Origin of the sequence: Streptomyces spectabilis, assembly GCF_008704795.1 — a bacterium.
GTDB lineage: Bacteria > Actinomycetota > Actinomycetes > Streptomycetales > Streptomycetaceae > Streptomyces > Streptomyces spectabilis.
Genome location: NZ_CP023690.1, coordinates 8,788,662 through 8,803,379, shown reverse-complemented (window position 1 = coordinate 8,803,379; position 14,718 = coordinate 8,788,662). Strand labels below are relative to the sequence as shown.

General features: G+C 73.2%; 8 protein-coding genes. 6 read left to right on the top strand and 2 right to left on the bottom strand.

Annotation, left to right across the window (positions count from 1 at the left end; all coding sequences use genetic code 11):
* Positions 1 to 86: 86 nt before the first annotated feature.
* Complete coding sequence (locus CP982_RS37325) at positions 87 to 1,886, bottom strand: ABC transporter ATP-binding protein (RefSeq protein WP_150514522.1); 1,800 nt, start codon at positions 1,884 to 1,886, stop codon at positions 87 to 89.
* A 268-nt stretch (positions 1,887 to 2,154) separates the two neighbouring features.
* Between CP982_RS37325 and CP982_RS37320 the strand changes: the two genes are divergently transcribed.
* From CP982_RS37320 to CP982_RS37310, 3 genes are all read left to right on the top strand, one after another.
* Complete coding sequence (locus CP982_RS37320) at positions 2,155 to 2,598, top strand: MarR family winged helix-turn-helix transcriptional regulator (RefSeq protein ID WP_150514521.1); 444 nt, start codon at positions 2,155 to 2,157, stop codon at positions 2,596 to 2,598.
* A gap of 75 nt (positions 2,599 to 2,673) precedes the next feature.
* Positions 2,674 to 5,616, top strand: coding sequence for an FAD-binding and (Fe-S)-binding domain-containing protein (locus CP982_RS37315; RefSeq protein ID WP_150514520.1), 2,943 nt, complete (start codon positions 2,674 to 2,676; stop codon positions 5,614 to 5,616).
* 134 nt (positions 5,617 to 5,750) lie between these two features.
* A complete protein-coding gene (locus CP982_RS37310) occupies positions 5,751 to 7,193 on the top strand; it encodes a Gfo/Idh/MocA family protein (protein WP_150514519.1) in 1,443 nt (480 codons plus the stop codon).
* Between the two features lie 33 nt (positions 7,194 to 7,226).
* Here CP982_RS37310 and CP982_RS37305 read toward each other — a convergent pair whose 3' ends face one another.
* The gene (locus CP982_RS37305) at positions 7,227 to 7,967 is read right to left on the bottom strand and encodes a L,D-transpeptidase family protein (RefSeq protein ID WP_150514518.1); all 741 of its coding nucleotides are present in this window, start codon (positions 7,965 to 7,967) and stop codon (positions 7,227 to 7,229) included.
* A gap of 300 nt (positions 7,968 to 8,267) precedes the next feature.
* Here CP982_RS37305 and CP982_RS37300 point away from each other — a divergent pair, with 300 nt between their 5' ends.
* The 3 genes from CP982_RS37300 (at position 8,268) to CP982_RS37290 (ending at position 14,599) form a co-directional block, all read left to right on the top strand.
* Positions 8,268 to 10,163 (top strand): ABC transporter transmembrane domain-containing protein, encoded by a 1,896-nt coding sequence (locus tag CP982_RS37300; RefSeq protein ID WP_150514517.1) that lies wholly within the window; start codon positions 8,268 to 8,270, stop codon positions 10,161 to 10,163.
* A complete protein-coding gene (locus CP982_RS37295) occupies positions 10,160 to 11,941 on the top strand; it encodes an ABC transporter ATP-binding protein (RefSeq protein ID WP_150514516.1) in 1,782 nt (593 codons plus the stop codon). The genes CP982_RS37300 and CP982_RS37295 overlap by 4 nt, the downstream gene beginning before the upstream one ends.
* 1,191 nt (positions 11,942 to 13,132) lie before the next feature.
* Positions 13,133 to 14,599: an MFS transporter gene (locus CP982_RS37290; RefSeq protein ID WP_150514515.1), complete on the top strand. Its 1,467-nt coding sequence runs from the start codon at positions 13,133 to 13,135 to the stop codon at positions 14,597 to 14,599.
* Positions 14,600 to 14,718 lie beyond the last annotated feature (119 nt).

Here is a 14,718-nt window from a genome sequence, read left to right as displayed (position 1 = left end):
CCTTTTGTCATATTTCCGGCATATCTCTGCTTCCTCCTCCATCTCGCTACGTCTCCGCGCCCCGCCCGCGCCCCGTCCACGCCCCGCTACGTCGCAGGCTCGAGGCGGGCGTCCCTGCGGACGAGGGCGGCGTAGCGCCCGTCCCGTTCGAGCAGTTCCTCGTGGGTGCCGCGCTCCACGGCGCGCCCGCCGTCGAGGACCACGATCTGGTCGGCGCCGCGCACGGTGGACAGGCGGTGGGCGATGGTGAGCGTCGTCCTGTTGGCCGACAGGGCGTCGATGGCCTGCTGCACGGCGTGTTCCGTACGGGTGTCGAGGGCGCTGGTGGCCTCGTCCAGGATCAGTACGGGCGGGTCGCGCAGGATCGTGCGGGCGATGGCGAGGCGCTGCTTCTCGCCGCCGGAGAAGCGGTGGCCGCGCTCGCCGACGACGGTGTCGTACCCGTCGGGCAGGGCCGCGACGTGGTCGTGGATCTGGGCGGCCCGCGCCGCCTCGTGCAGCTCCTCGTCGGTGGCGTCCGGCTTGGCGAAGCGGAGGTTGTCCGCGACCGAGGCGTGGAAGAGGTACGTCTCCTGGGAGACGACTCCGACGGCGCGCGCGAGGGTGTCGAAGTCCAGGTCGCGCACGTCGACGCCGTCGAGCGTGACGCGCCCGCCCGTCACGTCGTACAGGCGCGGCACCAGATAGCTGAGCGTGGACTTGCCGGAGCCCGTCGGGCCGACGACGGCGAGGCTGCCGCCCGCGGGCACGGTGATGTCGATGCCTTCGAGGACGGGTGCGCCCTGTGGGTCGTAGCGGAACTCCACGTCCTCGAAACGGACCTCGCCCTTGACGCTGGCCAGGCGCACGGGGCGGTCGCGCTCGGTGATGTCGATGGGCAGGTCCAGATACTCGAAGATGCGCTGGAACAGCGCGAGCGAGGTCTGGATCTGCACCCCGGTCGAGAGCAGGCTGACCGTCGGCCGGAACAGGCCCTGCTGGAGCGAGACGAAGGCGACGAGCGTGCCGATCGAGACGGTGGGCCCGCCCGCCTGGAAGGCGAGGCCCGCGCTCCAGTAGAGGACGGCGGGCATCGCGGCCATGACGATGGTGATCACGGCCATGCGCCAGCGCCCGGCCATGTTGGAGCGCACCTCCAGGCTCACGAGCTCGGCGGACTCGTCGGCGAAGGAGCGCGTCAGCGAGTCGGCGCGGCCCATCGTGCGGCCGAGCAGGATGCCGCTGACGGAGAGGGACTCGGTGACCGTGGCGGCCATCGCGGCCATCTGCTTCTGCCGCTCGGTGGCGATCTTCTTACGCTCGCGGCCGACACGGCGGCTGATCCACGCGAACAGCGGGAGCAGCAGCAGGGAGACGACGGTCAGGCGCCAGTCGAGGGCGAGCATGGCGACGACCGTCGCGATGACGCTCGTCAGGTTCGAGACGAGGGAGGTCGCCGTGGAGGTGACGGTCGCCTGCATGCCGCCGATGTCGTTGGCGATGCGGGACTGGACCTCGCCGGTGCGGGTGCGGGTGAAGAAGGCGAGGGACATGCGCTGGAGGCGGCCGTACACGGCCGTCCGCAGATCGTGCATGACCTGCTGGCCGACGGTCGTGGAGATCAGCGTCTGCAGGACGCCGAGGACGCTGGTGACGACCGCGCCGAGGATCATGCCGAGGGCGAGCAGGCTCAGAAGGCCGGTGCGGCCCTGCGGGATCGCGGTGTCGAGGATCTCCTTGAGGAGGAAGGGGGTCACCACGGAGACCAGGGACGCGGCGCACACCAGCAGGCCGACGAGGGCGAGGCGGGCGCGGTACGGGCGGAAGAGGCGCAGGATGCGGCGCAGCTGACGGGGCTCTTCCGGCTCGCCGGAGGCCGGGCTCCGCGCGGGTTCTTCGTGAGGCATGGGCTCCTACGGGACATTGCGGGACGTCGGCGGCGGTGCGCCGACGGGGACGGGACGCGCCCACGAGCACGTGGCGCGTTCGGCGGGGACGCCGGTGGCGCGCCGACGGGGACGCCGGGCACGGCTGACGCCTCGGCGTGGGCGCCGGGCGCGGATGGCGCTTCGGCGCGATCGCCGGGCGCGGGTGGCGCGCCGACGCGGGCGACCTTGAGAGCATAGCTCACTGTTACCTACACTCACAATGAACCAGGTCCTGTACTGTTTCGGCATGAGCACATCGGACACCGACGGACTCCTCGCCGAGCAGCTGCTGCGGCTGACCCGTCGGCTGCACCGCATCCAGAAGCGCCATCTGGAGCCCATCGGCATCACGCCCGCGCAGTCCCGCCTGCTGCGCACCCTCGCGCACTACGAGACGCCGCCGCGGATGGCCGACCTCGCCCAGCGCCTCGAAGTCGTGCCGCGCGCCGTCACCAGCCTGGTCGACGCCCTGGAGGCGAGCGGCCGGGTGCGCCGCGCCCCGGACCCGACCAACCGGCGGGTCATCCGCATCGAGCTCACCGACGGCGGCCACGAGGCCCTGCGGGAGCTGCGCGGCGCGCGCCGGGCCGCCGCCGAGGACATCCTGGCTCCACTGGACACCGCCCAGCGCACCCAGCTGGGCGGGCTGCTCGACGCGCTGTTCGAGGCGCCGGAGAGCCGCCCCTGCTGACATCCGGGCCGGTGCGCCGCAGCTGACCGGCCGTGGCCGGTGGGCAGCCGCCGCCGACGACGCCGAGGAGAGGCCATGCCCCTGCTGGAGCCCGATCCCGAAGCCCTGCGCCCCGCCCCGACCGGGCGCGCGCCGTCACCCGACCGGGTCCCGGAGGAGCGGGCGGGCGGCACCCCGGAGCCGCTGCGCGGCGACCTCGTCGCGCTGCTCGGCGCCGACAAGGTCCTCACCCACGTCTCCGACCTCGTGCGGTACGCGTCGGACGCGAGCCCCTACCGCTTCCTGCCGCGCGTGGTGGTCGTCGCCGAGGACGTCGACGACGTGTCCACCGTCCTGTCGTACGCCCACGGCAAGGGCCGCGAGGTCGTCTTCCGCGCGGCCGGCACCTCGCTCAACGGGCAGGCACAGGGCGAGGACATCCTCGTCGACGTACGCAAGCACTGGGCGGGGGTCGAGGTGCTCGACGGCGGGGAGCGGGCGCGGATCGGCCCCGGCACGACGGTGGTGCGCGCGAACGCCGCGCTCGCGCGCCACGGACGCGTCCTCGGCCCGGACCCGGCGAGCGCGATCGCCTGCACCGTCGGCGGCGTGGTGGCGAACAACGCCTCCGGCATGACGGCGGGCACCACCCGCAACTCGTACCGCACGGTGGCGTCCCTGTCCTTCGTCCTGCCGTCCGGCACGGCCGTCGACACCGCGGAGCCGGACGCCGACGCGCTGCTGGCGCACGCCGAACCGGCCCTGTGCGCGGGCCTGCTCGCCATCAAGCGCGAGATCGAGGCCGATGCCGGGCTCACGGCCCGCATCCGGGCCAAGTACGAGATCAAGAACACCAACGGCTACCGCCTGGACGCGTTCCTCGACGGCGCGACGCCCGTGCAGATCCTGCGCGGCCTCATGGTCGGCTCCGAGGGCACCTTCGGGTTCATCTCCGAGGTCGTCTTCGACACGCTGCCCCTCGACCGGTGCGTGTCGAGCGCGCTGCTCTTCTTCCCCACGCTGCCCGCCGCCGCGGCCGCCGTGCCGCTGTTCAACGACGCGGGGGCGCGGGCCGTGGAGCTGATGGACGGCAACACGCTGCGCGCGTCCGTGCGCGTGCCGGGCGTCCCGGCCGACTGGGCAGACCTCGCCAAGGACACGGCGGCGCTCCTGGTGGAGTTCCGCGCCCCGGACGAGACGGGCCGGGAGGCCTGCGAGAGGGCGGCCGCCGAGGTCATGGGGCGCCTCGAACTCGTCGCCCCCGTCGCCTCGGTGACGAACGCGTTCACCCGGGACCCGGGGGTGATCGCCGGCTACTGGAAGGCCCGCAAGGCGTTCGTGACGGCCGTGGGCGGCTCTCGTCCCCCCGGGACCACGCTCATCACCGAGGACTTCGCGGTGCCGCCCGCGCGCCTCGCGGAGGCCTGCGAGGCGCTGCTCGGCCTGCAGACCCGGCACGGCTTCGACGCGGCCGTCGCCGGGCACGCCGCGCACGGCAATCTGCACTTCCTGCTCGCCTTCGACGCGGCGCGGCCCTCGGACGTGGAGCGGTACGCCGCGTTCATGGACGACTTCTGCCGTCTCACGGTGGAGCGCTTCGACGGCTCCTTGAAGGCCGAGCACGCCACGGGCCGCAACATCGCGCCGTTCCTGGAGCTCGAATGGGGCCCGAAGGCAACGGAGTTGATGTGGCGCACCAAGCAGGTCATCGACCCGGACGGCGTGCTTGCGCCCCGCGTCGTCCTGGACCGTGACCCCAAGGCGCATCTGCGGGGCCTGAAGACGATCCCCAAGGTGGAACTGATCGCCGACCCCTGCATCGAGTGCGGCTTCTGCGAACCGACCTGCCCCAGCGAGGACCTGACGACCACGCCGCGCCAGCGCATCGTGCTGCGCCGGGAGATGATGCGCCAGAGCCCGGGCTCCGACGTCGAGGACGGCCTCGTCGCGGCATACGGGTACGACGCGGTCGACACCTGCGCGGGCGACTCGACGTGCAAGCTGGCCTGCCCCGTCGGCATCGACACCGGCGCCCTGATGAAGTCCTTCCGGCACGCCCGCCACTCGCCGCGCGAGGAGCGGGTCGCGGCGCTCACCGCGCGCAGGTTCCAGCAGGTCGAGGCCTCCGCACGGCTCGCGCTCGGCGCCGCCGCGACACTCCGCTCGGTGGTCGGCGAGCGGACCGGCGACCGGCTCCTGACCGCCGTGACCCGCGCCGCCCGCAAGGCCGTGCGCCCCGATCTGGTGCCCGAGTGGCTGCCCCGGCTCCCGGGCGCGGCCGCCCGGCGCCTGCCCCGCACCGCGCGCGTGGGCGCCGCCGCCGTGTACTACCCGGCGTGCGTGAACCGCATCTTCGCCGGGCCCGGCGACGTGCCCCTGGCGCAGGCCGTCGTCGCCGTGTCGGCACGCGCGGGCAGGCCCGTGTGGATTCCGGACGACGTGGCCGGTACGTGCTGCGCGACGATCTGGCACTCCAAGGGCTACGAGGCCGGGAACCGCGTGATGGCCAACCGCGTCGTCAAGGCCGCCTGGGGCTGGACGGCGGGCGGCGCGCTGCCGCTCGTCGTGGACGCCTCGTCCTGCGCGCTCGGCATCGCGCACGAGGTGGTGCCGTATCTGACGGCCGACAACCGCGCCCTGCACGAGGAGCTGACCGTCGTCGACTCCGTCGTCTGGGCCGCCGAGGAGCTGCTGCCCCGCCTGACCGTACGGCGCACCGTGGGCTCCGCCGTGCTCCACCCCACCTGCTCCATGCGGCACCTGGGCGACGAGCCACAGCTGCGGGCCGTCGCCGAGGCCTGCGCGGACGAGGTGGTCGTCCCCGACGACGCGGGCTGCTGCGCCTTCGCCGGGGACCGGGGCATGCTGCACCCTGAGCTGAGCGAGTCCGCGACCCGCGCGGAGGCGGCGGAGGTCGCCTCCAGGGCCTACGACGCGTACCTCTCGGCCAACCGGATGTGCGAGGTGGGCATGGAGCAGGCCACGGGCCGGGCGTACCGCTCGGTCCTGCTGGACCTGGAGCGGGCGACGCGGCCCTGACCTCCGCCCGCCGGGCTCCGGCGGGCGGGGAGAAAAGTCCAAGCCCTCGGCCACCGCGGTCTCTTGCGTCCCGTGCGCACCGCCATCAAGGTGGGCCCCGCCCAGTGACATGGCACTGTGACGACGGAGGTCCGATGCACGACGAGAACGCGACACCGGCACCTGACGAATCCACCGACGGTCACTCCCGGCGCGCGGTCCTGCGCACGGCCGGCATCGCGGGGGCCGGGCTCGGGCTCGGCACGTTCGCGGGCGGCGGCACCGCCCGGGCGGGTACGCGCGAGGCCACGGACGGGCCCGCCGCCGCGCCCGCGCCCGCCCGCAAGGGCAAGACCATGATCGGCGTCCCCTTCGAGGGGCGGTCCACCGTCCGCGTCGGCATCATCGGCCTCGGCAACCGCGGCGGCGGCATGATCGACCTGTTCCTCGCGCAGCCGGGCGTCCGGGTCGTCGCGCTGTGCGACCCGGCCAAGGACAAGGTCGCGGCGGCCGCGAAGAAGGTCGTCGCCGCGGGCCAGCCGGCCCCCGCGACGTACACCAACGGGGACAACGACTTCGAGAAGCTCTGCGCGCGCGGCGACGTCGACTTCGTGTACGTGGCGACGCCGTGGGACTGGCACTTCGAGATGGCCAAGGCGGCCATGCTGAACGGCAAGCACGTCGGTGTCGAGTGTCCGCTCGCGCTGCGCGTGGACCACCTGTGGGAACTCGTCGACCTGTCCGAACGCACCCGCAGACACTGCATGCAGCTGGAGAACTGCTGCTACGGCAAGAACGAGATGCGCGTGCTGCGCATGGCGCACGCGGGCAAGTTCGGCGACCTGCTGCACGCGGCCGGCGCCTACAACCACGACCTGCGCCAGCTGATGTTCGACCCCAACTACTACGAGGGCCCGTGGCGCCGCCTGTGGCACACCCGGCTGCGCGGCGACCTGTACCCGAACCACGGCTTCGGGCCCACCGCCAACTACATGGACGTCAACCGCGGCGACCGCGCCACGCACATCTCCAGCTTCGGCACGCCCGCCCTCGGCCTCGCCGAGTACCGCAGGGCGCACATGCCGCCGGGCGACCCGAGCTGGAAGGAGACGTACATCGAGAGCGACCGGACCATCAGCCTGGTGCAGACGGCCAAGGGCCGGGTCATCCGCCTGGAGCACGACGTCTCGACCCCGCACCCCTACAGCCGCGTCAACAGCCTCGGCGGCACCAGGGGCGTCTTCGAGGACTACCCGGCCCGCGTCTACATCGAGCCGGACCACACGGACGACCGGTGGGGCGACTTCTCCAAGTACGCGGCGGAGTTCGACCACTGGCTGTGGAAGGAACACGCCAACCCGCCCGGCGGGCACGGCGGCATGGACTACCTCCTGGTGTTCCGCCTGATGCAGTGCATGCGGCTCGGTCTCGTCCCCGACTTCGACGTCTACGACGGGGCGACGTGGACCGCGCCGGTACCGCTGAGCCACGCCTCCATCAAGGCGAAGGGCGCCCCGCAGGAGATCCCGGACTTCACCCGGGGCCTGTGGCGGAAGGCGCGCCCGGGGATCGACTCGGAGAAGCCGAAGGAGTCATGAGCAAGGCCCGGTGCTCGTGAGGGGCGGCGGCTCTCAGGCCTTGAGGGCCGCCCTGTCCCCCATCACCACCACCGGGTGCCGCCGCGGATCCAGGGTGCGCAGCAGGTACTCCATGCCGGACTTCGACAGGCTCACACAGCCCGACGTGCCGCTGCCGTGGTCCATGTGCAGCCAGATGCTGCCGCCCTTGGACTGGCCCTGCGGGCGCGTCGGGTCGTTCGGCGGGGTACCCTTGACGCGATTGTAGTCGATCGCGATGACGTAGTCGAAGTCGTGCCAGTGCGTCTTGGGCCAGTAGTGCGGGGCCTGGAGGGACGCGGTCCGCGTGTACGGGAGCCGCGCGCCGGGGTCGGCGACGACTCCGCCCGCGTCGCTGAGCGTGAACACGCCCACCGGGCTGCGCTTGTCGCCCTCGCGGTGGTCCGGGGTCCAGCCCTTCTTGCCGTTGTGGGCGGGCCAGCTCCGCGTCTTCTTCCAGGTGGCGCCCGCCTTGGAGTAGAGGACGACCGTGGCCTTCGCCGAGTCCTCGCCCTCGCCGTAGACGGCGACGACCTGGCGGGCTTCCTTCGGGATGCGGGACCGCAGGCGGTCGCCGACGCCGGGGATGCGCTCGGGGTCGGCGGCGGTCCTGGCCGCGCCGCGGTCACCGCCGTGCGCGGAGTGCGCCGCGTCGCCTCCGTCGCCCCCGTCGTCGCCCGAGCCGCCGCAGGACGTCAGGACGACTGAGCAGGCGGCGGCCGCGGCCGCCGTTCGCACCACACCGGCTATACGCATGCGCTCCATGGTCGCACCGGGTTCCGGGGCGCCCCGCCGTCGCCCCCGCCCGGTCCGCAGGAATGGCCGACTCTTTGCCGGACACCGGAAAATCGTTTGCTTCGGGCCACCGTGCGAGGCGAACCTTGCACGGTTTGTTACCGCGTTCGTCGCGCCCCGCGTCACGTCCTTCGTCACGCCGCCCGGGAGGCCGTGCGTCGTGCCCTGTGCCGTCTCGTTGGCCGCGTCACGTGTCAGTTCACCGCCACAGTTCATCGCCACAGTTCACCGCCACGCGTACCGCACCGAAGCTGGGATCCCATGCACATTCGCGATCTTCCGTATGCCGACCCGGGCGAACCCGACGCCCGCTCCGGCCCTCGCTTCCTGCTGTGGCTCGGCCGGAACCAGCTGAGCGGCCAGCTGAAGTCGCTGGGCTGGGGGCTGCTGCACTTCCTCGGAATCGCCGCGCTGCCCTACATGGTCGGCCTCGCCGTGCAGGCGGTGATCGACGGCTCGGGCACGCGCCTCGCCCTGGCCGGCGGCGTCATCCTGCTCGCGGGGGTCGCCATCGCGGGCGGCGACACGATGCTCCACCGCACCGCCGTCACCAACTGGATCACCGCGGCGGCCCGTGTGCAGCAGCTCCTCGCCCGCAGGACCGCACGGCTCGGCGCGGCCCTCACCCGGCGGGTCGCCGCCGGTGAGGTCGTCGCGGTGTCCACCGGCGACGTGGAGAAGATCGGCTGGTTCGTGGAGGCCCTGTCGCGCTTCGCGGCGGCGGCCGTGACCGTCCTCGTCGTGTGCGTGGGCCTGGTCGTCTACCAGCCCGCGCTCGGCGTCATCGTCGCCATCGGCATCCCGGTGCTCGCGATCGCCGTACTGCCGCTCCTTCCGCGCGCCACCCGCCGCGCCGACCACCAGCGCGAGAAGGCCGGACGGGCCACCGAGCTGGCCTCGGACACCGTCGCGGGCCTGCGGGTGCTGCGCGGCATCGGCGGCGAGGAGCTCTTCCTGGAGCGCTACCGCCTCGCCTCGCAGGAGGTGCGGGCCGCCGCCGTGCGCAGTGCGCGGATGTGGGCGGTGATCTCCGCCATCCAGGTCCTGCTGCCCGGCCTGCTGCTGATCGGCCTCGTCTGGCACGGCGTGCACCTGGCCCGCGAGGGCCGCGTCACGGTCGGCGAACTCGTCACCGTCTACAGCGCGGTGATGTTGCTCAACTACCCGCTGCGGCACTTCGAGGAGATCGCCATGGCGTACTCCTTCTCGCGGCCCTCCGCGAAGCGGGCGGCCCGGGTGCTGTCCCTTGAGCGCACGACGGCCGGGGGCACGGAGGAGGGCACGCCCGCGGCCCCCGCCGGAGCGGGGGCCGCACCTGGCGGAGAGCCGGTGGTGCCCGCCGGGGACCTCTACGACCCGGCCACGGGCCTGCTCGCCCCGGCCGGACGGCTCACGGCGGTCGTGTGCGGCGACCCGGACGCGGCCGGGCGGCTCGCCGAACGGCTCGGCGGGCACCCGGCGTTCGAGACGGACCTGCCGTCGGTGCGCCTCGGCGGCGTACCGCTCGACGGCCTGCCGCTCGACACCGCCCGCACCGCGGTCCTCGTCCAGGACAAGGACCCGGTGCTGCTCTCCGGAACGCTGCGGTCGCTGCTCGACGTACCGTCGTCCGGAGGGGTCGGCCCGCAGCGGGCGCTCGCCGCCGCGCAGTGCGCCGACGTCCTCGACGCGCTTGTGCAGGGCTCCGTGGCCGACGACCCGATGGACGCGCACCTCACCGAGCGCGGCCGGTCCCTGTCCGGCGGCCAGCGCCAGCGCCTTGCCCTCGCGCGGTCGCTGGTCACCGACCCGGAGGCACTGGTTCTCGACGAGCCGACGTCCGCCGTCGACTCCCACACCGAGGCCCGGATCGCGGACGGCCTGCGCGAGCTGCGCGCGGGCCGTACGACGGTGGTCCTCACCTCGTCGCCGCTGCTCCTGGACCGCGCGGAGCGCGTCGTGTTCCTGCGCGAAGGCGAGGTCGCCGCCGTCGGCGTGCACCGCGAACTCGTCGTCACACAGCCGGGGTACCGGGCGGTCGTGACCCGGGAGACCGACGAGGAGGCGGCCGAGGAGGCAGGGACCGCGCGGGCCGGACACCGTCCGGCCGACGACGGCCCGGGCTCCGCCGCGCCGCGAGCCCGTGTGAACACCATCGACATCGAGGAGACGGCATGATCGGCCTGGCGCCGCCGGAGTACGACCCGGCGGCCCCGACCACGTCGGAGACGCTGCCCGTCGGCGCCCCCGCGACCGTACGGGCTTATGTCCGCGAGCTGCTGCGACGGCACCGCAAGGCCTTCGTCCTGCTGGTCGTGGTGAACACGCTCGCCGTGACCGCTTCGATGGTGGGTCCCTATCTGCTCGGCGGCCTCGTCGAGGGCGTGTCGGACGACGCCCGGGAGCTGCATCTGGAGCGCACCGTGGGCCTGTTCGCGCTCGCGCTCGTCGTGCAGGCCGCCTTCGTGCACCAGGTGCGGCTGCGCGGCGCGATGCTCGGCGAACGGATGCTCGCGGACCTGCGGGAGGACTTCCTCGTCCGGTCGGTCGGACTGCCGCCGGGCGTCCTGGAGCGGGCGGGGACCGGTGATCTGCTGTCGCGCATCACCACCGACATCGACCGGCTCGCCAACGCCATGCGCGAGGCCGTGCCGCAGCTCGCCATCGGCGTGGTCTGGCTGGCGCTGCTCGTCGGCGGGCTCACCGTGGCGGCGCCGCCGCTCGCGCCCGCGCTGCTCGTCGCCGTGCCGCTGCTCGTCGTGGGCTGCCGCTGGTACTTCAAGCGGGCGCCGTCCGCGTACCGTTCGGAGGCCGCGGGGTACGCGGCCGTTGCCGCCGCGCTGGCCGAGACCGTCGACGCGGGCCGCACCGTGGAGGCGCACCGGCTCGGCGCGCGCCGCGTCGAGCAGTCGGAGCGGCGCATCAAGGAGTGGACGGCCTGGGAGCGCTACACGCTCTATCTGCGGTCGGTCCTCTTCCCCGTCATCAACGCCACCCACGTCACCGTCCTCTTCTCGGTGCTGATGATCGGCGGCTGCTTCGTCCTCCAGGGCTGGATCGGCGTGGGCCAGCTGACGACGGGCACCCTGATCGCGCAGATGCTCGTCGACCCGATCGGCATCATCCTGCGCTGGTACGACGAACTCCAGGTGGCGGGGGTCTCGCTGGCCCGGCTCGTGGGCGTGCGGGACATCGAGCCGGACGCCGGTGACGCGGGCGTGGCGCCCGACGGGCGCGACGTCCGCGCGGACGACGTGCACTTCGGCTACCGCAAGGACGTCGACGTGCTGCGCGAGGTGTCGCTGGCGGTCGCCCCGGGCTCACGGGTGGCGCTCGTCGGCCCGTCCGGCGCGGGCAAGTCCACGCTCGGCAGGCTGCTCGCCGGAATCTACGGTCCGCGTACGGGCCGAGTGACGCTCGGCGGCGCCGAACTGGCGCGGATGCCCGCGGAGGGCGTGCGCGCCCACGTGGCGCTCGTCAACCAGGAACACCACGTGTTCGTGGGCTCCCTGCGCGACAACCTGCTCCTCGCCCGGGCGGGGGCGAAGGACACCGAGCTGTGGGCGGCCCTCGGCGCGGTCGACGCCCAGACCTGGGCACGGGACCTCGACGAGGGCCTGGACACCGAGGTCGGCTCGGGCGGTCTGAGCCTGACGCCCGCGCAGGCGCAGCAGATCGCCCTGGCCCGGCTCGTCCTCGCCGATCCGCACACCCTGGTCCTGGACGAGGCGACCTCGCTCCTCGACCCGCGCGCGGCCCGGCACCTGGAGCGCTCGCTGTCCCGGGTCCTGGAGGGCCGCACGGTGGTCGCCATCGCGCACCGCCTGCACACCGCGCACGACGCCGACGTCATCGCGGTGGTGGAGAGCGGCCGCATCAGCGAACTCGGCAGCCACGACGAGCTGGTGCGCGCCCAGGGCGCGTACGCGGCGCTGTGGAAGTCCTGGCACGGGTGACGGTGGGACAGGGGCGGGGCGGTGGCCCGGTGCGCACCGGGCCACCGTCCTCCCCTCCTCGGCCGTGCCGCGCTCGGCACGGCCCCTCGGCAAGGTCTTCGGATGCGCCGACCGGTACGAGATCACCGGGGCCGCTGTCGCGGCGGGGGTCCGCCCGCTCCTCCCGGGGGAGGTTGAGGAGCGGGCGGACCGGTCTCAGACCGCAGGGCCGTGGCGGGTGCCACGGCCTGGACGAGTTCCTGCGCGGTCAACGACATCACATCCGCCCGATTCGGTGGAGAAGTACGGCAATTGCACGTGCCGAGGATCATTTCGGGGTCCGGTCACTGATTCTTAGTGCCCGTGCCCCATAGCGCTGTCGCACCGAATGAATACATTCCGGAAGACCGATATCGGAACCCTTCGACAGACGCGCGAGAACCACCTCTCTTATGCGGCAAGAAAGTACTAACAGGCAGTCGAACCGCAGCCAACACCCCGGGGTTCGATTCAGGCCGCCGGTCCGAAGGGGCGCCTCTTCCCGCTTGTCGCCGCGATATCCCAGGCCCGGCCGGGTGCTGGCGGCACGGACACGACGGATCGGCACCCGTACCCAGGTACCTCTGCGCGGCCCGCGGCTACGGGGCACCACAGGGCTTCGACGTCCGCCGGACCCCTCGGCGACGGTCCCGCATTTGATGGCCGAATCACGGCCTTCGGTATACGGAGAGCGTCGATTTGCACCAATTCCACGGGTGTGTGACCCCACACACGAAGGGGTTGGCAAGTGAATCCGTGTCAGTTACGGTGATGCTGCTTCAGTCGTCCGTTCGAGCGACGCCAGAGGGCAGCGGCCCTCCATTCAGCGCCCCTGCTCTCCTTTCGGCACTCGCGCTTCTTTCACCGGCTCCCAGGTTCTCCGGCTCTCACCTTTTCCGGATTCACCTTTCTCCGGTTCTCCGATTTTTCGGCCCTTGGGTCTCCGATTCCCTGGTCCGCGGCTCTCCCGATCTGCGGTTCTCAGGATCTCCAGCAGCAACGCTCTGTATACGAGGACGTTCTCCGGCTGCGCCAACCCCCTTCCGCAAGCAGCAGTTTCACCGCCGTACGTCCGTAGGGCGGTGTCCACGACGAGCGGCAAACGGCGCGCACGGGTCGGCGGGCAACGGTCGGCGAGCGGTGAGCGGCGGTGTCGCGCGGGAGGGCGGGAGTATGGCGGCGTCGGTCACGGAGCGGAGGCGGGCTCTCCTGGCCCTGTCCCTGGGTGTCTTCTGCGTCCAGCTCGATTCGTTCGGCCTGAACCTCGCCCTGGCGCGGATCGGCCGCGACCTGAACGCCGACGGGTCGGGACTCCCGTGGGTGATCAGCGCGTACCTGCTGTCCACCGGCACGCTGATGCTCGGCGCCGGACGCCTCGGCGACCTCTTCGGGCGACGGCGGCTCCTGGTCGCCGGGCTCGCCCTGTTCGGCGCGGCCTCGCTGGCGTGCGCGCTCGCCTCGACGCTGCCCTTCCTCGTGGGCGCCCGGGTGGCGCAGGGCGCGGGGGCGGCACTGATCATGCCGGTCGGTCTGTCACTGCTGACCAACGTCTACCCGAGCGACCTGCGCGGCCGCGCCACCGGCTGGGCGCTCGGCATCGGCGGCATCGCGACCGCCTGCGGGCCGTTCGTCGGCGGCGCCCTCACCGAAGCCGTGTCCTGGCGGGCGCTCTTCTGGCTCAGCGTCCCGCTCGCCGCCCTCGGCGCGGTCTGCGCCTCACGTACCGCCGAGAGCTACGACACCGGCGCGGCGCGCACCCTCGACCGGCGGGGTCTGCTCACCGCGACGGCCGCGCTCGGGGTGCTCGGCGTCCTCATCGACCGCGGCCCGGCCCTGCCCCGCCCCGCTGCCTTCGGCGGGGTCCTGCTCGTGGCGGTTCTGCTGTTCCTCTTCGTACGGCACGAACGGACCGCCCCGCATCCGCTGGTACGGCCCGCTCCCTTCCGCAACGGGCCCTACATGGCGCTCACGCTCGCCGGGGCCGCCGCCAACACCGCGACCGTCATGTTCCTGTTCGTCGTCCCCCTCACGCTTCAAGGGCAGTGGGGCCTCCCGGTGGCGTCAGCGGGCACGGCCTTCCTCGCCCCGGCCCTCGCCATGGCGCTCGCGGGCCCCGTCGCCGGGCGCGCACCGGCGCGGGCCGCCGTACCGCTCATGCTGAGCTGTCTGGGCACGGGGGCGCTCGCTCTCGGCACACTGCCCACGGCCTCGTCGCTGACGGCGTTCCTCGCCACCGCGACCGTGTGCGGCGCGGTCCTCGGCGTCGCCAACGCGCTGACCCTCATCGCCACACAGGCCGTCGTCAGGCCCGAGCGCGCCGGGGAGGCCTCCGGCGTCACCAAGACCACCATCACCGTCGCCGCCGGCCTCGGCGTGGGCCTCGCCGGAACCGTCACCGGCCGGCTCGACGGGGCGGGTGCCGGGGCTGCTTACGGCGGCGTGCTGCGGATCACGGCCGCGGTCTGCGGCACGGCATGCCTGCTGCTCGGTATATGGCGGGCGCTGGGAACGCGGCGAGCGCTGGGCACGCGGCGGGCTCGGGGACCGCTGCGGATCCTCGGGGCACGCGCGACGAGGGCGCGTACCGGAAGGGCGGACGTGGACGATGCCGGGCCGCCGGGCTGCGGCTCCGGACCGTGACCTCGGCTCTGGACCGTGACCTCACGGTGAGGTCGTGCCCCGGGGCATGGCCCGTGCCCCGGGTCACCCCGCGGCCCGGTCTCGCCCCGGTGCCCGACCGGGCGGCGGTGCGTCGGCTG